The organism is Methylomicrobium lacus, from assembly GCF_041897535.1.
GTDB lineage: Bacteria > Pseudomonadota > Gammaproteobacteria > Methylococcales > Methylomonadaceae > Methylomicrobium > Methylomicrobium lacus_A.
The window spans coordinates 3,076,372-3,096,560 of the sequence record NZ_CP169217.1 but is presented as its reverse complement, the minus strand read 5'-3'; the positions used below and the strand labels follow the sequence as shown (position 1 = coordinate 3,096,560).

The following is a 20,189-nucleotide window of genomic DNA, read 5'->3' as shown; positions in this document are numbered from 1 at the left end:
GGCACCTACCCTGCCACGCTAATCATGATAGAATCGGCAGTTTTAATTGAACGCAGCGCTGATTTATGCCTTTTCTGAGTCCGCCGTTACAGGTCAAACCATGCCTTACTGCTTAACGGCAGGACCGATCCCGACTCCACCCGCGTGTTTGAAGCGTATGCCATGCGTGTAATCAGAGGCTTATCCCATCTGGAGCCGCTCGATCCGGGCTGCGTGCTCACGATCGGAAATTTCGACGGCCTGCATTTGGGCCATCGCGCGGTGATCGAGAAACTGGCCGCCAAAGGCCGGGCGACCGGACTTCCGGTCGTGGTGATGATTTTTGAGCCGCAGCCGCTGGAATATTTTCTCGGCGACAACGCGCCGTCCCGGCTGATGCGCCTTAGGGAAAAAGTGATCGATTTTGCCGGGCTTCCGGTCGATTATTTGCTGGTCATGCGCTTCAATCGGCAGTTTGCGAATCTGGACGCCGAAAAATTCATCGATGACATTCTGATCGAGAAATTGAATGTCAAACATCTGGTGATCGGCGACGATTTTCATTTCGGCAAGGCCAGGCGCGGCAATTTTGCGATGCTGCAGGAAAAAGGCCTGCACTGGGGATTTACGGTCGAAGACACCGGTTCGTTTTATGTCGACGGACTCCGCGTCAGCAGCACGTTGATCCGGGACGCGTTGACGGCCGGCAATCTCGCCCAGGCCGAACAATTGCTGGGCCGTAGTTATTCGGTCTGCGGCCGCATCGTGCATGGCGAAAAACGCGGCAGAGCGCTGGGTTTTCCGACCGCCAACATCAAATTGCATCGCAAGAATACGCCGTTGCAGGGCGTTTTCGCGGTCACCATGACCGGGCTCGGCGAGGAAGCCATTCAGGGCATCGCCAATGTCGGCACGCGGCCGACCGTCGACGGCGGCTCGAAAGTGATCCTCGAAACCCATTTATTCAATTTTAACCGGGAAATTTACGGACGCTATGTGGAAGTGCATTTCAAGCACAAAATCCGCGATGAAATGCGTTTTCATTCCCTCGAAAAACTGAAGGCCCAGATCGAGAATGATGTGGCCGTCACCCAAAAGATTTTTGCCGATTCGAAAGCTTATGACTATGGATTATAAAAAAACGCTTAATTTACCGACGACCGCTTTCCCGATGAAAGCGAACCTGGCGCAGCGCGAACCGGAACGGTTGAAGATCTGGAACGAATCCAAACTGTACCACAAGATCCGTGCAGCGGCGGCCGGGCGTCCGAAATTCGTTTTGCATGACGGCCCTCCGTATGCGAACGGCGAAATCCATATCGGCCACGCGGTCAACAAGGTGTTGAAGGACATCATCGTCAAGTCGAAAACGCTGGCCGGCTTCGATGCGCCTTATGTACCCGGCTGGGATTGCCACGGCCTGCCGATCGAACTGATGGTCGAGAAGAAAGTCGGCAAGGCCGGCGTCAAGGTATCCCCCGCCGCGTTCCGCAAAGCCTGCCGCGAGTATGCCGGCAAGCAGGTCGCGCTGCAAAAGGATGCTTTCGTCCGCCTCGGCATCCTCGGCGACTGGGACAATCCTTATCTGACGATGGATTTTGCGTTTGAAGCGGACATCGTGCGCTCGCTCGGCAAGATCGTCGCGAAAGGCCATATCACACACGGCGCGAAGCCGGTGCACTGGTGCACCGACTGCGGCTCCGCGCTGGCCGAAGCCGAAGTCGAATACGAAGACAAGCATTCGCCGGCGATCGACGTGCGCTTCGAAGCGGTCGATCCGGCCGCTTTCCTGGCCCATTGCCACCATGTCGGCGCAGGCGAAGGCCCGCTGTCGGTCGTGATCTGGACCACCACGCCGTGGACCCTGCCCGCAAACCAGGGCGTCGCCTTGAATGCCGAGCTCGATTACGCGGTCGTGCAATGCGAAAAGGACGGCGTCAAGGAACGCCTGGTCGTCGCCGAAGCGCTGCTGAAGGATGCGATGTCGCGTTACGACATCGACAATCCGCAGGTGATCGCCTACTGCAAAGGCGCCGCGCTCGAACATCAGATGCTGCACCACCCTTTCTACAAGCGCCAGGTGCCGATCATCCTCGGCGACCATGTGACCACCGATGCGGGCACTGGAGCTGTGCATACCGCGCCCGGCCACGGCCAGGAAGACTATGTCGCAGGCCTCAAATACGGGCTGCCGGTCGACAATCCGGTCGGCGGCGACGGCGTGTTTTTGCCGACGACCGAACTGTTCGCCGGCGAGCATGTGTTCAAGGCGAACGCGCATGTGCTGGAAGTGCTGGAAGCGAACGGCAAGCTCCTGCATCACCATGCGATTCAGCACAGCTATCCGCATTGCTGGCGGCACAAGACGCCGATCATTTTCCGCGCGACGCCGCAATGGTTCATCTCGATGGAGAAGAATCATCTGCGCGAGACCGCGCTGGCCGAAGTCAAACGCGTCGACTGGATTCCGGATTGGGGACAAGCGCGTATCGAAAGCATGCTGAACGGCCGGCCGGACTGGTGTATCTCGCGGCAGCGCACTTGGGGCGTACCGATCACCTTCTTCATTCATAAAGAAACCGGTGAACTGCATCCGCGCACGGTCGAATTGATCGAGCCGATCGCGAAAAAGATCGAGGCGCAAGGCATCGACGCCTGGTTCGAGTTGGACCCTGCGGAACTTTTGGGCGAGGATGCAGCTTTCTACGACAAGATCAACGACACCCTCGATGTCTGGTTCGATTCCGGCGTGACCCATGCCGGCGTGCTCGACCGCCGCGACGAGTTGACCTTCCCGGCCGACCTGTACCTCGAAGGCTCGGACCAGCATCGCGGCTGGTTCCAGTCGTCGCTGTTGGCCTCGACCGCGATGAACGATGTCGCGCCGTACAAGGCGGTATTGACGCACGGCTTTACGGTCGATGCGGACGGCAAGAAGATGTCCAAATCGAAAGGCAACGTGGTCGCGCCGCAATCGGTGATGAAGGATCTCGGCGCGGACATCCTGCGCCTGTGGGTCGCTTCGGCCGATTACCGAGGCGAAATGACCGTATCCGATGAGATTCTGAACCGGACCGCCGACGGCTACCGCCGCCTCAGAAATACCGCGCGCTTTTTATTGTCGAATCTGAACGACTTCGACCCGACGCAGGATCTGATCGAAACCGGCAAGCTGCTGCCGCTGGACCGCTGGATCATGGACCGCGCCTGGCAGCTGCAGGAAGAGGTCAAGGCCGCCTACGAGGCCTATCAATTCCAGTCGATTTACCAAAAAGTGCATCACTTTTGCGTGATCGACCTCGGCGGCTTTTATCTGGATGTGGTCAAGGACCGCCAGTACACCGCGAAAACCGACGGCCTAGCCCGGCGTTCCGCGCAAACCGCGATGTATCATGTACTCGAAGCGCTGGTGCGCTGGCTTGCGCCGATCATCAGCTATACCGCCGATGAAATCTGGCATTTCATGCCGGGCGCACGCAGCGAGTCGGTGTTTCTCGAGACCTGGTATACCGGCTTAGCCCAACTCGACGCCAATGCTGCGATCAGCCGCGACACCTGGCAAAAAGTGATGGCCGTGCGCACCGCGGTCAGCAAGGAACTCGAAAAAAGCCGCGCGAAAGGCGACATCGGCGCCTCGTTGAATGCGGAAGTCGAACTGTACTGCAACGAGGATTATTTCGACGCCTTGAACCTCTTGGCCGGCGAACTGCATTTCGTGCTGATCACCTCCGGCGCGTCGGTGATCGCCGAACAATTCTGCCCGGACGATGCGGCCCCGACCGACATTCCGGGCGTCCGCGTCAAGGTGATCGTGTCGGAACAGCCCAAATGCGTGCGCTGCTGGCATCAGCGCTACGATGTCGGCGAACATGCGGATCATCCCGATCTGTGCGGGCGCTGCGTCGAAAACGTGGTCGGCGACGGCGAAAACCGTCAATTTGCATGATCATGCCGATGTTGAAATGGCTTTGGTTAACCCTGTTCGCGGTGCTGCTCGACCAGGGCAGCAAGTTGACGATCGACGTCTCGATGCATTTGTACGAATCGATTCCGGTCATGCCGTACTTCAATCTGACCTATGTGCATAACACCGGCGCCGCGTTCAGCTTTCTGAGCGAGGCCGGCGGCTGGCAGCGCTGGTTTTTTTCGGGACTGGCGCTGACGATCAGCGTCGCGATCACGATCTGGCTCGCCAAACTGCAAAAGCATGAGCATTTGCTCGGGGCTTCATTGGCACTGATCCTCGGCGGCGCGGTCGGCAACCTGATCGACCGGGTGGCCTACGGTTATGTGATCGATTTTATCGACGTGTATTACGGCAACTCGCATTTCCCGGCGTTCAATATCGCCGACGCCGCGATCAACCTGGGGGTGTTTCTGATGCTGGCCGAATCGTTCGGCTGGTTTGGTTCGGCCAAAAAAGAACCCGGCTAAACCTTGCCTTAAAATCAGGCGTATCGCAGGGTTCAAATCCTCAGTCAATCTCGCTGCCGGGATTGCCGATATACTCGACTTTGACCTTGGCCATCCCGCGAATGCCTATCTTTCTGGCGGCGGCTTTCGATAAATCGATCAGCCGCCCCTTCTTGAAGGGCCCTCGGTCATTGACCACCACATCAACCGAACGGCCGTTATGCAGATTGGTCACCCTGACCTTGCAGGGTAACGGCAAGGTTTTATGCGCGGCGGTCAGGCTGTGCGGCCTGAACCGCGTTCCCATCGCGGTTGTGTTCCCCGACTCCGAGCCATACCAGGAAGCAATGCCGAATTCCTTGTAGCCCGCCGCCGAGGTCATCGGATAATAGGTGCGACCTCGAACCTGATAAGGTCGATTATAGGCGGCCTTGTGCCGGTAATTTTCGGCATGCTGGACTTTGCTTGGTTGATACAATCCCGGCGATACGGCCGGCTTGGTCGCGCAGCCGCTGAACAGCGCCGCACTCAACACGGCGCCGAAGAGTACCGTCTTCTTTTGAACCCTTTGCAACTCAGTGATCATCGGCATAGTTCGGCAACCTCGCAGTAAAACGATAAAACCGCAATAAAAAAGAGGTCTTAATAGTTTTCTGATTATACAAACAAACGCCGCCTAACGGCTTAAATTTGCGCTTGAATCAAGGTTTTCCTTCGCAACGTCTCGCCTTGCCAAGACATGCGCCGATGACCTGCGTATTGCCTTCGATCAATATCATCAGCAACAGCGCCAGCATAAACAGCACGATCGGCGCATCCCCGCCCAGCCGCGCAAACGGCGTCAGGCCGGCCATCGGCTCTATCGTACCGGTCAACGTGGTCGCGGTGAACAACGGCGCCTGACTGAGCACTTTTCCCTCGGGCGAAATGATCGCGGTCGCGCCGGTATTGGTCGAGCGCAACAGATACCGCCCCGCCTCCAAGGCGCGCATCCTGGCCATCTGCAAATGCTGGTGCGGTTCGATCGAGTCGCCGAACCAGGCGTCATTGGTCGCATTAACCAGGTAAGCCGCCTCCGGCAAACCGCGCAGCGCATTCTCCGCAAACGCATCCTCATAGCAGATCGAGGTGCTGAAGCGGTAGCCGCCCGCGCTGAGCAAAGGCTGGTCCGGCCTGCCCGGCGTAAACTGGCTCAGGCGCATGTTGAAATGAGACAGAATCCAGCCCGATACCGGCTGCCACGGCATGTATTCCCCGAAAGGCAAAAGATGCACCTTGCGGTACATCCCGGCTTCCCTGCCCAGCGTAATGACCGAATTGTATTTTTCCCCTTCGGTATTGCCGTAGGACGGCACGCTGACGATCAGATCGGTCCGATGCGCTTTCGCGGCCTGACCCAACGGCAACAGGAAAGCGTCGTATACATCGGACAAATACGCCGGCACCGCCGATTCCGGCCAGACGATCACTTGCGAATCCCAATGCGCCTCGGTCATCTGGCTATAGCGCAGGATCGTGCCGATCCGGGTTTCGGGCAGCCATTTTTTGTCCTGCGCGACATTGCCCTGAATCAGGGCGGTCTTGATCGGCTCTCCAATCGGCTGCGTCCATGCCTGCGTCCTTAACCAGCCGCCGGCAATCCATAATCCAGCTAAACTCGCCAGCATCCATAACGAGGATTTGGGTTTGCTTGCGATGCCGACCAGCAGGGCGGCCGAAAGCGCCGCAAGTAAGCCGGTGCCATAGCCGCCGACGAGAGGAATATAGCCGGCCAGCGGCGTGTCCAGTTGCGAGTAGGCGATTTGCAGCCAGGGAAAACCTTCCAGCACGATGCGCCCGCGCAGATAGTCGACCAACACCCACAGCAGCGGACATAAAAGCAGACGACTGGACCGTTTATACGGCAACTGGGTCGCGAGATACACCGCTAGCGCGGGAAACAGCGCCCAAAAGCCGACGAATAGGCCGGCAATCAACAGCGAGCCGAGCAGACCTCCGCCGCCATAGTCATGCACGCTGACATAGACCCAGGAAACGCCCAAACCGAACTGACCCAGACCGAATACATAACCTCTGAGAGCGGCACGCTTCGGGCTTAAGGCTAAGGTCGCAAAAAACAGGCAGGCCAGCGCGGGAAAGACGGCATAGGATAAATTGAAAGGCGCAAACGCCAGGGTATAGACGACTCCGGCAACGAGCGCGATAACGTCCCCAAGAATGGGCCTGGAGAAATTGAAGTTTTCGCGAAAAGGTTTCAAGGCAGGGAGCTAGCGTAATAAGATCAGGCCATAAGCCGAACTGAGCGCGTATTTTAGCGGAAGCCGGATTAAAATTCAGAGAAACACAGGAAGGCTGGCAGGCACTTACCTCACCCCGGCTTATTTGGCGCTTTCCACCGGCGGATGAATCAGATCGCTCAAACTCCGACCATCCAGAACAGCCTGCGCCGCGTTCTCGATATGAAGGGTCAAATCCAGCACGCTTTCGGCGATTTTTGGACTCATCACGGTCATATGCGCTTGGCCGTCAAACGCGCGCAGGCAGGCGTAAATCTCCTTGAGACTGATCGTTTCGATCGCCCTGGCCGGAAGATACGCATTCGGCTCGGACTGGATCGCGATCACGAATCCCGATTTTTCGAGACCCTGCACCATGTGCTGGACCGCCTCCCAGGGCAATTCGACCGCCTCCGCCAAGGCATGCAAGGTCCACGGCGCTTGGCCCTCGTAATACGCCTTGCCGATCAGATACATGATCAGGAAACCGAGATACTCCTGCTGACGATGCGTCAGGTCCGGTTTTTTGTTTTTGTGCAGAAGATAGCGCGGGTGCTGGTGCAGAAATGAAATCACGCCGCCCAGCAGCACGATCAGCCAGCTGACATAGAGCCAGATCATCGACAAGAGAATGATCGCGAAACTCGAATAGATCGCGTTATAACTGACCGATTTCGCGACGAAGATGCCGTACAGCCAGCCGACCATTTTCCAGGTCAGTCCGGCCGCGATGCCGCCGGCCAATGCGGAACGAAAGTTGACCCGGGCATTCGGCATGAACATGTAAAGAAAGGTCAGCGCCGCGACGATCAACACATAAGGCAGAATCAACCCGGCCAGATAATAGGCGCTGCCGAAAGGCTCTTGCGCGATCAGCTTCTGCGCGAAGGCGGTATTGGCCATCGATGCCATCACGCCGAACGCCGAAACGACCAGGACCGGCCCGACCAGCAACATGCTCAGGTAGTCGCTGCTGCGGCGAATCCAGTTTCTGGGCATCTCGACGCGCCAGATCCGGTTGAAGCATTCCTCGATGATTTTCAACAGCGAAACCACCGAATAAAGCAATACCACCAAACCGGCCGCGCCCAAAACACCGATATGGATGTTTTCGACATAACCGATGATCTGTCCGGCCATCTCCACGCCTTTGCTGCCGAGCGGCTCCAGCAGACTCAGCAGCAACGGCATCAGCTGGTTATGCACGCCGAACGCCTTCAGCATCGAAAAACTGACCGCCAGCAGCGGCGCCAACGACAGCAAGGTCGTATAGACCAGTCCCATCGCCCGGTAGCGCAGATCGCCCTCGGTTGCTTCCCGGATCAGAATCAGCATGCCGCGCAGTAACGCGGCTATCCTTTGGGCAAAGCCGGAACGGGGTTCGCCGTATTCCCGCCAAATTTCAGTCGTCAGATAATGTTTGATCGCATCGAAGTTCGGCATCGCCAGGGGGCTCCTTATCGGCAAGCTGAAAAAATACCGTACCAGACTCGATAGTAATGGCCGGCAGGACTTTTTAAAAGCAAAAGTTCGGCTTTTTTAGTCGTTTTTGTTGTATCCGGAACAGCATGCCGAAGCACAAGGCATTTGAAACGTGATAGGATAAAACCGGATATTGAAAAATCTTCACCCGTCCGGTCAACCGGAGACGCTCGGCCCGATTTTTCACGACCGGCATTGATTTCCTCTACCGTCTCCGATTCGCTACCGAAACGTCTGTCAGCAAACTTCGGGGGGCTTCGCGCTTATGAGTATCACCAGATGCCCGACTCAATACCCGATCCTGGCCGCGTTGCTGATCCTCGGCGGACTGTTTCCTGCACAGGCGGCGGACTCCGGCATTTCCGGCCTGTTACGCCGCGCCCTGCCGCTTGGCATGACCGGATCGGCCAAACCGGCCATCAAGATTTCCGGCATCGCAGGCCCCTTGCATGACAATGTCCGCGCCTTTCTGAGCCTGATCAAGGAACCTTGCGACGCTCCCCGCTGGCGGGTCGAACGTTTATTCGAGCAGGCCGATAAGGAAATCGGCAAGGCGCTGCGCGCACTCGGCCATTATCATCCGGCCGTCAAAAAACATCTTGCCTTCGACGCCGCCTGCTGGCGTGCGGATTTTGAGATTCATCCGGGGACGCCGGTGACCGTAGCGGCACTCGACATCCGCGTTTCGGGGGAAGCGGAATCGGACCCGGCGTTTGCCCGGTTGCTAAAAAAAACTCCCATGAAGATCGGCCAGGTTCTGGATCACGGACGCTACGAAGCCTTCAAAAAAAGCCTGCAATCGCTGGCGCAGGAACGCGGCTATTTCGATGCCAAATTCGAAAAAAGCGCGATTCAAGTCGATACCGAACGCAACAGCGCGGTGATCGTACTGGCCTATGCCTCCGGCCGCCGCTATGCGTTCGGCGAATTGACTATCGAACAGGACATTCTGCAACCGGAATTTGTCCGGCGCTTCATCCCGTTCACGGAGGGCGACCCCTATTCGAGCCGCAAACTGGCCGACACTTACAATAATTTGAGCCTCGGCGGCTATTTCAGCAGCCTGGAAATCAAGCCTGCCATCGAAGAGGCTCTCGGCTTGAAGGTGCCGATCGCCATAGCGCTGCAGCCGCAGAAAAAGCACCGGTATGAAGTCGGCATCGGCTACGATACCAATTACGGCCCCCTGTTCAGTCTGGCCTATACGAATCGAAGAGTGAACCGCCGCGGCCATACGCTGAGCGCCGAACTGGCCGTTTCGCCGGTTTTATCCACGCTGGAAAGCCGCTACAACATCCCGCTGCAAAATCCGACGACCGATTTTTTCAGCTTCGGCGCCGGCTTTAAACATGAAGAACCCGACACGTTCACCTCGGACCAGTTCAAACTGTCCCTGCAAAGGCAGCACATCTCAAGCGGCGGCTGGAAGCTAAACAGCTTTCTGGACTATATATACGAAGCCTACCGCTCCGCCGATGTCGACAACAGCTCGCGGCTGCTGGTTCCGGGCCTTCGCCTGCAATACACGCAGAGCAATTCGCCGGTCAGGGAAACGCGGGGCTATCAATTGAATTTCGCTTTCGCCGGCGCGCATGATTCTGTGATATCCGATGTCAGCTTTCTGCAGGCCGGCGCCGGCGGCAAATGGGTTGCCGGCGTGCCCTGGTCGGGCCGCTTCATCACCCGCGGCGAGTTCGGCGCTACCCTGGTCAGCGATTTCGACAAGCTGCCGGCAAGCTACCGCTATTATACCGGCGGCGCACAATCGATCCGCGGCTACGAATACAAAGAACTCGGCCCCAAAAACAAGGAAGGCGAGGTCACCGGCGGCAAGTTGCTGAGCGTCCTGAGTCTCGAATATGAACAATTCCTCGACGAAAAATGGGGCGTGGCCGCTTTCGTCGACGCCGGCAATGCCTATAACAGCTTCGGCGCGTTCGATGCGAAGGTCGGCGCGGGGTTCGGTATCCGCTGGATATCGCCGGTCGGGCCGCTCAGGATCGATTTCGCCGTGCCTTTGCACGAATCGGGCTCGTCCTTTCAGATTCATTTTGCGGCCGGAGCGCAGTTATTATGAAGCGCAGACCTCCCGGCGTGCGCTTCATCGTAGGCCTCCTCGCCGCAGGCTTGTGCACTCCGGTGCTGCTGCTGATTTTGATCGCTAGCGAGACAGGCAGCCGCTGGCTGATCAACACGCTGTTGCGGGCGGCGGACGCCGACATCTCGGTACAGCGGATCGACGGCACGCTGCTCGATCGATTGACGCTGACCCAGCTCAGCTACACCAGCGATACCGAACGGGTCACGCTGGGAAAATTCGTTTTCGCCTGGCATCCGCCGCGCCTGTTCGCCGGCGAAGTGGCGGTCGACGCGATCGAAAGCGCCGATCTTGCGATCGAGAGAATCGCCGATTATCCGCCTTCGGATAAGCCGGAGCCGTTTTCGATGCCGCGCGTCCCTCTCGCGATTCGCATCGAACAGGTCGATTTGCGCAACGTCCGCTATAAAAACCGGAATCAGGACATTACGCTCGACCGCTTCCGCTTGAGCGCCTCCCTGCAAGACCAAGTGCTTAAGCTGCGCGATGTGTCGCTCGCAATGCCCGAATTGACCATCAAGGGCGACGCCGAGGCCGACCTAACCGACAAACTGCCCATGTCGGGCCGACTCAACTGGACCTTCAAGCGGCCGGAGATGCCGTCTATCGATGGCGATATCGTGGTGCAAGGCACGCTGAACGAACTGTCGCTGTCCGGCAGCATCAATGGCGCGCTTCGAATGACCCATCAGTCCCGTCTCGATCTGAGTGGCGAATCCCCCGCGTTTAGCGTATCGGGACGCTGGCAAAAATTGCAATGGCCGTTGACCGGCCCAGCGCAAGCCGAGGCCAAGGACGGCCGGCTGACCTTGACCGGTACGCCGAACGCTTACCGGATCGAAGTGATTTCGGAAATGGCGATCGAAAAGGCCGCGCCGTTCGGTGCCAGTCTCAAGGGTTCCGGCGACACCGATTCGTTCAACCTCGATCAGCTGGCATTGAGTCCCCGGCAGGGCAAGCTGATCGCCAGCGGCACGCTGTCTTGGCGGGATGCGCCGGCTTTTTCGCTGCGGCTCGACGCAACAAACCTGAATACCGGCGATTTTGTTGTCGGCGTGCCTGGCATGCTGAACCTACAAGCGTCCGCATCTGGAAATTTCGCCGATGACAAGATCGCCGGCAAACTGGAGATCGAAACCCTCGACGGCAAACTGTTCGAGAGCACGATCCAAGGCGCCGGCAAACTGGCCTTCGCCGATCGGCGTCTCCAGATCGAGCGCTTGCGGCTGCAATCGGCGGATAATCGCTTGTCGGCCTCCGGCATCCTGGCGGCACAAGGATCCAGCCTCGATGTTGCGCTCGACGCGCCGAGGCTGGCCGCAGTCTGGCCAGGGCTGAACGGCTCGCTCAACGGTGAAATCCAGGTGCGCGGCGATTATCAGAACCCCGCGGTCAACGCCAAACTGCAAGCCTACGGGCTGCGTTACCGGGACTTGCGGCTCGACCGGCTCGACATGCACCTGAATTATGCCGAGACATTGGCCGCACGCTCGGTCATCGGACTCGACATCAAAGGCTTGCAGATGGCGGGACAAGCGGTCGAAAAGTTCAACTTGCAAGGCGCCGGTTCACTCGCCAATCATCATTTTCAGGCGGCCTTGACCACCCACACCGCAAAAATCGACACGGCGCTGAGCGGCAGCCTACGAAAACCCATCTGGAACGGTACGCTGGAAAAATTGACGATCGAAGATGATCGGCTGAAAACATGGCAACTCGAACACCCCTGGCCCCTGCGCACAGAGATCAGGCAGGACGACATCACCGCGAATCTGCCGAGAAACTGTCTGACCCGCGCCGCTTCAAGATTCTGTCTTGCCCTAAACGGAGGGCTCAAACGCCGCTTGCAGGCCGAGGCCGAGGCCGTCAACATCGACCTCGCCATGGCCGGCCCCTGGCTGCCCGAAAACATCGGCCTGAGCGGTCAATTCGATGCGAAAACGTCCGCGCTCAAGGAGGGCGAACGCTGGACGGCCGATGCCGAGGCCTTCCTCCCGAGGGCTTCCTTGCAATTCAAACAAGAGAGGAGCGCCGAATTGAACCTACCCCTGTCCGCCACGCGACTGAGCGCACGCTACCGGAATGACGGCCTCGCCGCCGATTTACGTATCGGATTGAGCGGCAGCGATTTTATCAGCGCCCAAGTGGCGGCCTCGCCCGCGCCGGCGGCCGACCCGTCGCTGCTGTCGGGCACGCTTCAGGCCTCGATCGCCGATCTGACGCCGGTCGATGCGCTGGTGCCGGAGATTCAAAACCTGCAAGGCCGGCTGACGGCCGAACTGCATCTTGCGGGCGACACCGCGCGGCCTGATGTCAGCGGCCAAGTGCAACTCGGCAATGCCAGCCTGGACCTGCCCGCGACCGGCATTCGCCTTTCGCCTATCGAACTGAAACTACTAAGCCGCGCCGGGCAAACCGGGCGCCTCGATCTGAGCGGGCGCATCGGCTCCGGCAAGGGATCGCTGCAACTTGACGGCCGCATCAACCTGGACCCTGCCGCCGGATTTCCGACCGAAGTCCGGGTGAGAGGAAACGCCTTTGAAATCGCCAAACTGCCGGAAGCCGAAATCAGCATCTCTCCGCGCCTGACGATCAAACATGCCGATAACGCCGTGCAGGCCGAAGGCGATATCACTATCGATAGAGCCGAGCTGAAGCTGATCGAACCGCCCAAAAATGCCGTCGCACCGAGCGGCGATGAAGTGATCGTCGGCCAGGTTGCCGAGAGCGGGCAAAAAACGCCCGCGAACGTCCGGGCTGACCTTGGCATCGTCCTTGACGATAATGTCCGCTTCTCGGGTTTCGGAATCGATACGAAACTGACCGGCAAACTGCGCTATACCGCGGCGTCCGGCACCCAGCGCATGCAGGGCCGGGTGGCGATGAAGGAAGCCAAATACAAGGCTTACGGCCAGAATTTGACGATAGACAAAGGCGAATTTCTGTTCAATGGGCCGCTGGATAATCCGTGGCTGAACTTCGAAGCCACGCGTAAAGTCTCCGGCGAAGACATCACCGCCGTTTTGACCGTTACCGGCCCCGTGCAAGCACCGCAAACGAAAGTTTCGGCCCGGCCTCCGCTGCCCGAATCCGAAGCCCTGGCTTATCTCCTTACCGGCCACTCGCTGCAAAGCGCCAGCGGTTCGGAGTCCGAGGCCTTGGCCAAGGCCGCCTTGAGTTATGGCGCCGGAGAACTTACCTGGCTGAGCAGCAAGCTGGGGTTCGACCAGATCGAGATCGAAGACAGCAAGACCTTGAAGGAGTCCGCCTTACGCTTGGGCAAATACATCAACCCGGACCTCTACCTGGGTCTGACGCTCGGCCTGTTTTCGACTAGCTATGGCGTTACGCTCAAACAGCAGTTGAGCAAGGATTTCAGCCTTGAGACCCGGACCGGCCAATCGCAACGACTCGATTTGAAATACCGGCTGGACAAGGATTGACTCTGAAAAAAAGCCCCGAAATGCGGATCTGCATTTCGGGGCTCTGCATGGGGATTGTCGGCGAAAAGCCGGGGAATAAGCTATTTAGTCGTCGCCGCCGAACACACCGAGCAACTGCAACAAACTCAAGAACAGGTTATAGATCGAAACATACAGCGAAATGGTCGCCATAATATAGTTGGTTTCGCCGCCGTGCACGATGTTGCTGGTTTCGAACAGGATCATGCCGGCCATCAACAGGATAAACATCGCGGAAACCGCGAGCGACAGCGCCGGAATCGTGAAGAAGATCGCGCCCAGACCGGCCAGAAAGGCAACCAGTACGCCGACCATCAGGAATCCGCCCATGAAGCTGAAATCCTTGCGGGTGGTCAAGGCGTAAGCCGACAGGCCGAGGAAAATGACGCCGGTGCCGCCCAGTGCGGTCATCACCAGTTGATCGCCGTTGGTGAAGGCATGCAGGTACTGGTTGATGATCGGACCCAAGGTCAATCCCATGAAACCGGTCAACGCAAAGATCGACACCAAACCCCAGGCACTGTTGCGCAGCTTGGTGGTCAGAAACAGCAAGCCGAAATAGCCGACCAGCGTGAGTACCATGCCCGGATGCGGCAGATTCAGCGTCATCGAAAGCCCGGCGGTCAGCGCGCTGAACAGCAGCGTCATCGACAGCAGCATATAGGTATTGCGCAGCATTTTGTTGGTCGCCAACACCTCGGATTCGGGGCGGGCGATCACGGCTTTATTGAGATTCATCGAATGTTTTTCCTCGTGAAAAGTGAAATACGAAAGTGTAGACCGGCTAATCTTACAAGAGTTTCAGCGCGCAAGCGAAAACCTTCCGCGCATGCACGCGGAAGGTTTTGAGATCGGAGAAAATTAAGCCGCGAAATTCGCTGCCGCAAATTCCCAGTTAACCAACGACCAGAAGGCTTCCAGATAGGCTGGACGGGCATTGCGGTAGTCGATGTAATAGGCGTGCTCCCAAACATCGCAGGTCACCAGCGGTTTTTGACCCGCGGTCAATGGGCAACCGGCGTTGCTGGTGCTGACCAAAGCCAGACTGCCGTCGGCATTCTTGACCAGCCATGCCCAACCTGAACCGAAAGTCGTGACCGCGCATTTGGTGAATTCTTCCTTGAATTTCGCGAAAGAACCGAAAGTCGCATTGATCGCATCGGCCAGCGCGCCGGTCGGCTCGCCGCCGCCATTGGGAGACAGGCTGTTCCAATAAAAAGTATGATTCCAGACTTGCGCCGCGTTGTTGAAGATCCCGCCTGAAGATTTCAAAACAATCTCTTCCAAGGATAAACCTTCAAATTCGGTGCCGGGAACCAAATTGTTCAAATTCGTCACATAGGTTTGGTGATGCTTTCCGTAATGATACTCGAGCGTTTCTTCGGAAATATGCGGCGCCAAACTATTTTTAGCATAAGGCAAAGCAGGAAGTTCGAAAGCCATGTAATTAAGTCCTTAATCAGTTGAACATGTTGCGACCCATGAAGCGGAATCCCCACCCATTTAGTCAAGTACTACTTTAGCATTGCTTGCGGCTGAAACAAAGCGCGAAGTGATCGAAACGGCCGCTCTGTCTCTTTTTTCGCGCACTCGTCCGCGCAGTGGACCATCATGACGAATTAGGCTTACGGTTGTTTTACAATACGGCATTTTGAACTATCCGATTTTAGCAAAGGAAAAACGCATGGCATTAGAAGTCGAACATAAATTTTTACTCGCGAACGAGGATTGGCGGCATGAGATCGAGCATTCCGAAACATTCAGGCAAGGTTATCTGAGTTCGCAGCCGACCAGTTCGATCCGGGTCCGGATTTGCGAACAGCGCGCCTGGCTGAACATCAAAAGCGCAACGATCGGCACGCACCGGCTTGAATATGAATATGAGATTCCGCTCGCCGATGCCCAGGAAATTCTGTCCAATTTGTGCAACAAGCCGCTGATCGAAAAGACGCGCCATTATGTGCAACACGGTCCTGATCTGTGGGAGATCGACGAATTCGAAGGCGCCAATCAGGGCTTGATCGTCGCTGAAATCGAACTCGACGCCATCGGCCAGTCTTTTGCCAAGCCGGCCTGGCTTGGCGCCGAAGTCACCGATGATTTGCGTTATTACAACAACAATCTGGCGCACCATCCTTATTCCGAATGGCGCGGCAATTAACCCTATTTACGCCAATCCACGGCGATCAGGCCGTTATTCCGCCCCCGAATGAAACGCTAAGTCATTGTTTTATTATGCAGCAAGAATCATAGACGGCATACTTTTCCAGCCTCGCCGAGCGCGCTCAAAAATATTTCAGAAAATGATTGAATTGAGATAAAGTTTGCTCTATAGTTCGCTGTATGAAAAAAACTACTTTTGTTGCATTGTTACTACTTTCCAACCAAGTTGTTGCGGACACACTCGGCAACAACTTGCAGTCGATTGAAAGCGAATGGGCGGCAATTTATTACAAAACCCCCAAAGCACAACAAGGCAATGCCTATCGGCAGCTATTAAAAAAAACGGCGGCACTCGAGCAGCAACATCCGAATGCCGCCGAACCGATCGTTTGGGAAGCGGTGATCAAGGCGACCTACGCCGACCACCAAGGCGCGATGACGGCGTTATCGCTGGTCACTGAAGCCAAGGAACTGCTGCAAAAAGCGATCGACATCAACCCGCAAGCCATGGAGGGCTCGGCCTATGTAACGCTGGGCACGCTGTATTACATGGTGCCGAAATGGCCGGTCGCCTTCGGCGATGAAGACAAGGCCAAAACCTTGCTCGAAACCGCACTCAAGATCAATCCGAAGGGCATCGACAGCAATTACTACTACGGTAATTTTCTGTTATCGCAGGACCGCACGGAAGAAGCGAAAAAACATCTCGAAAACGCCGCGAATGCGCCGGCACGCCCCGAACAAACTTTTGCCGACAATCAATTGAAGGCGGAAGCGCAAAGAGCGCTGAATAAAATCAAAGAGACGGCATCCGATGCGGACAACACTGTTTTCGCGTCGTTCAGTCATGCCGCCAATGTCCGCTAAACAAGGCCGCAAGTCCGCTCAACTAGCGCATCTGTTTGATTCATAACCGCGCAGAACCGATGGGGTATTCTATCATCCCCCGGTTTCTGGTATCATAGCCCCCCTTTCACGACCCTAACTCGACAACTTTCCCGGAAATAATTATGGCTTTTGTAGTCACAGAAAACTGTATCAAATGTAAATTTACCGACTGCGTGGATGTTTGCCCGGTCGATTGTTTTCACGAAGGTCCCAATTTTTTGGTCATCGACCCCGATGAATGCATTGACTGCACTTTATGCGAGCCTGAATGCCCGGCGAATGCGATTTTTGCGGAAGATGAAGTTCCCGATGATCAACAACAGTTTATTGCGCTGAACGCCGAACTGTCCAAGAAATGGCCCAGCATCACCGAAGTCAAAGACGCGTTGCCGGAAGCCGACGACTGGAACGGCAAAGAAAACAAGATCCAATATCTGGAAAAATAATTTTCCACGCTTGAGATTCGAATCGGCAACGATTCGAATTTCACAGACACAAAAAAGCCGGGATTTACCCGGCTTTTTTATTTGCTCTTTGACGAATCTTATTGCGGTCTGTCAACCAGCTCGACGTAAGCCATCGGCGCATCGTCACCGGCTCTGAAGCCGCATTTCATGATGCGCAGGTAGCCGCCCGGTCTGCCTTGATAACGCGGACCCAGTTCATTGAACAATTTGGTCACGACATCACGATCGCGCAGTTTCGCGAAAGCCACGCGGCGTTTAGCCACGCTGTCCTCTTTGGACAGGGTGATCAAAGGCTCTGCATATCTTCTCAATTCCTTGGCTTTTGGCAAGGTGGTCTTGATCAGCTCATGGTTGATCAAAGCGCATGTCATGCTGCTGAACAGCGCCTTGCGGTGGCTACTGGTGATGTTGAATTTTTTTCCGGATTTTCTGTGTCGCATTACTGTGTGACCTAGCTATATGTTGTTAATTGCTTGAATGAATGTGCTCTGCCAGACTATCCGGCGGCCAATTTTCCAGGCGCATACCAAGCGACAGCCCTTTTAGCGCCAAAATGTCCTTGATCTCGGTCAGAGATTTTTTACCTAAATTCGGTGTTTTCAACAATTCAACTTCAGTGCGTTGAATCAGATCGCCGATGTAGAATATGTTTTCGGCTTTTAAACAATTGGCCGAACGCACGGTCAACTCAAGATCATCAACCGGCCGCAGCAGAATCGGATCAAAAATTTCTTCAGTCACCTGGACTTCGGCCTTCTCGGGCTCGGTAACTTTCTCGAAATCAACAAAGACGGACAATTGGTCATGCAAAATCGTCGCGGCCAGCTTGATCGTTTGCTCAGGATCGACGGTCCCGTTGGTTTCGAGCTCGATAATCAGCTTATCGAGATCGGTGCGCTGCTCTACGCGAGTACTCTCGACGGTATAGGCCACACGCACGATCGGGCTGTAAGAAGCATCCACATGCAAGGCGCCGACGGCAGAACTGCTGTCGCTGCGCGCTCTGCGCACGCTGACAGGCTCATAACCACGACCCCGGCGCACGCGAATCTTCATGTTCAACACGCCTGATTGAGTCAGGTTGGCAATCACCAGATCGGGATTGACGATTTCAGCATCATGCGGCAAGGCAATATCGGCCGCCGTGACAGCGCCCGCGCCGGTTTTCGACAAGGTCAAAACGGCTTCATCCCGCGAATGCAGGATCACCGCCAATTGCTTTAAATTCAGCAGTATGTCAATGACATCTTCCTGGACACCCTCGATCGTGGTGTACTCGTGCAGCACACCGTCGATCTCGACATCCGTAACTGCACATCCTGGAATCGTAGAAAGCAAAACACGACGCAAGGCATTGCCAATCGAATGACCAAAGCCGCGTTCAAGCGGCTCAATGACGATCTTTGAATGATTCTTCGATTTACTAATAACCTCAACGATACGAGGCCTCAACAAACCAGAAATTGAATTCTGCATTTAATTCCCTCAGAATGGTAATTACTTTGAGTACAACTCTACAACCAACTGTTCGTTGATATCGCTGCCCAGGTCGGCGCGATCCGGCAATGAGGTGAAAGTACCGGTCATTGTTTTAGAGTTAACATCAACCCATGAAGGAAAGCCATATTGTTCGGTAACAGCCAAAGCATCGATGATACGCTGTTGCTTTTTGGCTTTCTCTTTTACAGAAATCACATCGCCAGGAGCAACCTGGTAAGAAGGCACGTTGATGGTGGCGCCATTGACCAGGAAGGCTTTATGCGAAACCAACTGACGCGCTTCGGCGCGGGTCGCTGCAAAACCCATCCGGTAAACGACGTTATCCAGACGCGATTCGAGCAGGTTCAACAGGTTTTCACCGGTAGCGCCCTTCTTCAGGTCAGCGATCTTATAGTAATTGCTAAACTGTCTTTCCAATACGCCGTAGATTCTGCGCAGTCTTTGCTTCGCACGCAACTGCATCGCGTAATCGGAAGTTCTTGTACGTTTGGTGCCATGCTGACCGGGTCTTTGATCCAGTTTGCATTTGCCTTCCAGGGACTTGCCCCGGCTTTTTAAAAACAGGTCAGTGCCTTCTCTGCGGCTTAATTTGCAGGTAGGTCCGAGATATCTTGCCATGATTTACAACTCCAGAAACTATACGCGGCGTTTTTTGGGTGGACGGCAACCGTTATGCGGAATTGGGGTGACGTCGATAATATTGGTGATTTTGAAACCCAGGTTGTTCAACGAACGAACAGCGGATTCACGACCAGGACCGGGGCCCTTGATCAATACATCCAGGTTTTTCATACCGTATTCTTGCGCAACCGCACCAGCCTTTTCGGCAGCAACCTGTGCTGCGAACGGCGTGCTCTTACGTGAACCGCGGAAGCCTGAACCACCGGAAGTAGCCCAAGACAGCGTATTGCCTTTTCTGTCTGTAATCGTAATGATGGTGTTGTTAAATGAAGCGTGAACGTGCGCGATGCCGTCTGCGACTTCTTTCTTGATACGTTTTCTGGTACGAGCGGGACTAGCCATTGTTAACCTCTGCCGGGGAATTATTTCTTAATCGGTTTGCGTGGACCTTTACGAGTACGCGCATTCGTTCTCGTTCTTTGGCCCCTGAGCGGCAAACCACGGCGATGCCGTATTCCTCGATAGCAACCTAGATCCATCAAGCGTTTGATATTCATCGATACTTCGCGACGCAAGTCACCTTCGACGGTCATCTTGGAAATGATGTTCCGAAGCGTATCGAGCTGCTCTTCGGACAATTCCTTGATTTTGACGGATGGCAAAATTCCCGCTTCAGCACAAATGTTTTGCGCTGTCTTACGGCCAATTCCATAGATTGCGGTCAATGAAATTTCCGCATGCTTATGATCTGGTATATTTATCCCGGCAATACGTGCCATGTAGATATTCCCCTGAGTTCTGTTCTTGAGTTAAGCGCCGAATTATAACACTCGTTTAGTGA

General features: G+C 55.8%; 18 protein-coding genes. 8 read left to right on the top strand and 10 right to left on the bottom strand.

Translation table 11 applies throughout. The features are described from left to right. The first annotated feature begins 162 nt into the window (after positions 1–162). From ribF to lspA, 3 genes are read left to right on the top strand one after another with little or no spacing between them, the layout of a single operon-like run. On the top strand, positions 163–1,116 hold the full coding sequence (ribF, locus tag ACEPPP_RS13710; RefSeq protein WP_374087564.1) for a bifunctional riboflavin kinase/FAD synthetase: 954 nt from the start codon (positions 163–165) through the stop codon (positions 1,114–1,116). Beyond that, entirely contained in the window at positions 1,100–3,925 is a 2,826-nt protein-coding gene (gene ileS, locus ACEPPP_RS13705; protein WP_374087562.1) for an isoleucine--tRNA ligase, read from the top strand. Before ribF ends, ileS begins: the two co-directional genes overlap by 17 nt. A gap of 8 nt (positions 3,926–3,933) precedes the next feature. Then, positions 3,934–4,413 carry a signal peptidase II gene (gene lspA / locus ACEPPP_RS13700; RefSeq protein ID WP_374087560.1) on the top strand — a complete coding sequence of 160 codons (480 nt, stop codon included), beginning with the start codon at positions 3,934–3,936 and terminating at the stop codon, positions 4,411–4,413. 40 nt (positions 4,414–4,453) lie between these two features. Here lspA and ACEPPP_RS13695 read toward each other — a convergent pair whose 3' ends face one another. The 3 genes from ACEPPP_RS13695 to ACEPPP_RS13685 all read right to left on the bottom strand — a co-directional run bounded on the left by ACEPPP_RS13695 (position 4,454) and on the right by ACEPPP_RS13685 (position 8,111). Next, positions 4,454–4,984: a septal ring lytic transglycosylase RlpA family protein gene (locus ACEPPP_RS13695; RefSeq protein WP_374087558.1), complete on the bottom strand. Its 531-nt coding sequence runs from the start codon at positions 4,982–4,984 to the stop codon at positions 4,454–4,456. Between the two features lie 109 nt (positions 4,985–5,093). Beyond that, complete coding sequence (gene lnt / locus ACEPPP_RS13690; RefSeq protein ID WP_374087556.1) at positions 5,094–6,650, bottom strand: apolipoprotein N-acyltransferase; 1,557 nt, start codon at positions 6,648–6,650, stop codon at positions 5,094–5,096. Between the two features lie 120 nt (positions 6,651–6,770). Further along, the gene (locus ACEPPP_RS13685) at positions 6,771–8,111 is read right to left on the bottom strand and encodes a YhjD/YihY/BrkB family envelope integrity protein (RefSeq protein WP_374087554.1); all 1,341 of its coding nucleotides are present in this window, start codon (positions 8,109–8,111) and stop codon (positions 6,771–6,773) included. Between the two features lie 304 nt (positions 8,112–8,415). Here ACEPPP_RS13685 and ACEPPP_RS13680 point away from each other — a divergent pair, with 304 nt between their 5' ends. Then, the gene (locus ACEPPP_RS13680) at positions 8,416–10,227 is read left to right on the top strand and encodes an autotransporter assembly complex family protein (RefSeq protein WP_374087551.1); all 1,812 of its coding nucleotides are present in this window, start codon (positions 8,416–8,418) and stop codon (positions 10,225–10,227) included. Beyond that, entirely contained in the window at positions 10,224–13,691 is a 3,468-nt protein-coding gene (locus ACEPPP_RS13675) for a translocation/assembly module TamB domain-containing protein (RefSeq protein WP_374087549.1), read from the top strand. Before ACEPPP_RS13680 ends, ACEPPP_RS13675 begins: the two co-directional genes overlap by 4 nt. Before the next feature lie 84 nt (positions 13,692–13,775). Here the strand turns inward: ACEPPP_RS13675 and ACEPPP_RS13670 are convergent, their stop codons facing one another. Both ACEPPP_RS13670 and sodB read right to left on the bottom strand, forming a co-directional pair. After that, entirely contained in the window at positions 13,776–14,447 is a 672-nt protein-coding gene (locus ACEPPP_RS13670) for a Bax inhibitor-1/YccA family protein (RefSeq protein ID WP_374087548.1), read from the bottom strand. Between the two features lie 123 nt (positions 14,448–14,570). Further along, a complete protein-coding gene (gene sodB, locus ACEPPP_RS13665) occupies positions 14,571–15,152 on the bottom strand; it encodes a superoxide dismutase [Fe] (protein WP_374087547.1) in 582 nt (193 codons plus the stop codon). Between the two features lie 241 nt (positions 15,153–15,393). Here sodB and ACEPPP_RS13660 point away from each other — a divergent pair, with 241 nt between their 5' ends. The 3 genes from ACEPPP_RS13660 to fdxA all read left to right on the top strand — a co-directional run bounded on the left by ACEPPP_RS13660 (position 15,394) and on the right by fdxA (position 17,206). Next, complete coding sequence (locus tag ACEPPP_RS13660) at positions 15,394–15,870, top strand: CYTH domain-containing protein (protein WP_374087545.1); 477 nt, start codon at positions 15,394–15,396, stop codon at positions 15,868–15,870. Positions 15,871–16,124: 254 nt separating this feature from the next. Then, positions 16,125–16,739, top strand: a complete 615-nt coding sequence (locus ACEPPP_RS13655) for a tetratricopeptide repeat protein (protein WP_374087543.1) — start codon at positions 16,125–16,127, stop codon at positions 16,737–16,739. A gap of 143 nt (positions 16,740–16,882) precedes the next feature. After that, a complete protein-coding gene (gene fdxA / locus ACEPPP_RS13650; RefSeq protein ID WP_374087542.1) occupies positions 16,883–17,206 on the top strand; it encodes a ferredoxin FdxA in 324 nt (107 codons plus the stop codon). Between the two features lie 98 nt (positions 17,207–17,304). On the opposite strand, the gene rplQ is transcribed toward fdxA, so the two are convergent. From rplQ to rpsM, 5 genes are read right to left on the bottom strand one after another with little or no spacing between them, the layout of a single operon-like run. Further along, positions 17,305–17,667, bottom strand: coding sequence for a 50S ribosomal protein L17 (gene rplQ / locus ACEPPP_RS13645; protein ID WP_374087540.1), 363 nt, complete (start codon positions 17,665–17,667; stop codon positions 17,305–17,307). A 25-nt stretch (positions 17,668–17,692) separates the two neighbouring features. Continuing rightward, positions 17,693–18,703 carry a DNA-directed RNA polymerase subunit alpha gene (locus ACEPPP_RS13640; protein ID WP_374087538.1) on the bottom strand — a complete coding sequence of 337 codons (1,011 nt, stop codon included), beginning with the start codon at positions 18,701–18,703 and terminating at the stop codon, positions 17,693–17,695. 21 nt (positions 18,704–18,724) lie between these two features. Then, entirely contained in the window at positions 18,725–19,345 is a 621-nt protein-coding gene (rpsD, locus tag ACEPPP_RS13635) for a 30S ribosomal protein S4 (protein WP_374087536.1), read from the bottom strand. An 18-nt stretch (positions 19,346–19,363) separates the two neighbouring features. Next, positions 19,364–19,750 (bottom strand): 30S ribosomal protein S11, encoded by a 387-nt coding sequence (rpsK, locus tag ACEPPP_RS13630; RefSeq protein WP_374087534.1) that lies wholly within the window; start codon positions 19,748–19,750, stop codon positions 19,364–19,366. Between the two features lie 20 nt (positions 19,751–19,770). After that, positions 19,771–20,127, bottom strand: coding sequence for a 30S ribosomal protein S13 (gene rpsM, locus ACEPPP_RS13625; RefSeq protein ID WP_202050454.1), 357 nt, complete (start codon positions 20,125–20,127; stop codon positions 19,771–19,773). Positions 20,128–20,189: the final 62 nt, after the last annotated feature.

Coding starts and splice junctions, on each gene's coding strand:
- ACEPPP_RS13680 (WP_374087551.1), top strand. CDS start 8,416: ATGAGTATCACCAGATGCCCGACTCAATACCCGATCCTGGCCGCGTTG.
- rpsK (WP_374087534.1), bottom strand. CDS start 19,750: ATGGCTAGTCCCGCTCGTACCAGAAAACGTATCAAGAAAGAAGTCGCA.
- ACEPPP_RS13675 (WP_374087549.1), top strand. CDS start 10,224: ATGAAGCGCAGACCTCCCGGCGTGCGCTTCATCGTAGGCCTCCTCGCC.
- ACEPPP_RS13695 (WP_374087558.1), bottom strand. CDS start 4,984: ATGCCGATGATCACTGAGTTGCAAAGGGTTCAAAAGAAGACGGTACTC.
- ACEPPP_RS13685 (WP_374087554.1), bottom strand. CDS start 8,111: ATGCCGAACTTCGATGCGATCAAACATTATCTGACGACTGAAATTTGG.
- rpsM (WP_202050454.1), bottom strand. CDS start 20,127: ATGGCACGTATTGCCGGGATAAATATACCAGATCATAAGCATGCGGAA.
- ribF (WP_374087564.1), top strand. CDS start 163: ATGCGTGTAATCAGAGGCTTATCCCATCTGGAGCCGCTCGATCCGGGC.
- ileS (WP_374087562.1), top strand. CDS start 1,100: ATGACTATGGATTATAAAAAAACGCTTAATTTACCGACGACCGCTTTC.
- ACEPPP_RS13670 (WP_374087548.1), bottom strand. CDS start 14,447: ATGAATCTCAATAAAGCCGTGATCGCCCGCCCCGAATCCGAGGTGTTG.
- rpsD (WP_374087536.1), bottom strand. CDS start 19,345: ATGGCAAGATATCTCGGACCTACCTGCAAATTAAGCCGCAGAGAAGGC.
- fdxA (WP_374087542.1), top strand. CDS start 16,883: ATGGCTTTTGTAGTCACAGAAAACTGTATCAAATGTAAATTTACCGAC.
- ACEPPP_RS13660 (WP_374087545.1), top strand. CDS start 15,394: ATGGCATTAGAAGTCGAACATAAATTTTTACTCGCGAACGAGGATTGG.
- sodB (WP_374087547.1), bottom strand. CDS start 15,152: ATGGCTTTCGAACTTCCTGCTTTGCCTTATGCTAAAAATAGTTTGGCG.
- rplQ (WP_374087540.1), bottom strand. CDS start 17,667: ATGCGACACAGAAAATCCGGAAAAAAATTCAACATCACCAGTAGCCAC.
- ACEPPP_RS13640 (WP_374087538.1), bottom strand. CDS start 18,703: ATGCAGAATTCAATTTCTGGTTTGTTGAGGCCTCGTATCGTTGAGGTT.
- lspA (WP_374087560.1), top strand. CDS start 3,934: ATGTTGAAATGGCTTTGGTTAACCCTGTTCGCGGTGCTGCTCGACCAG.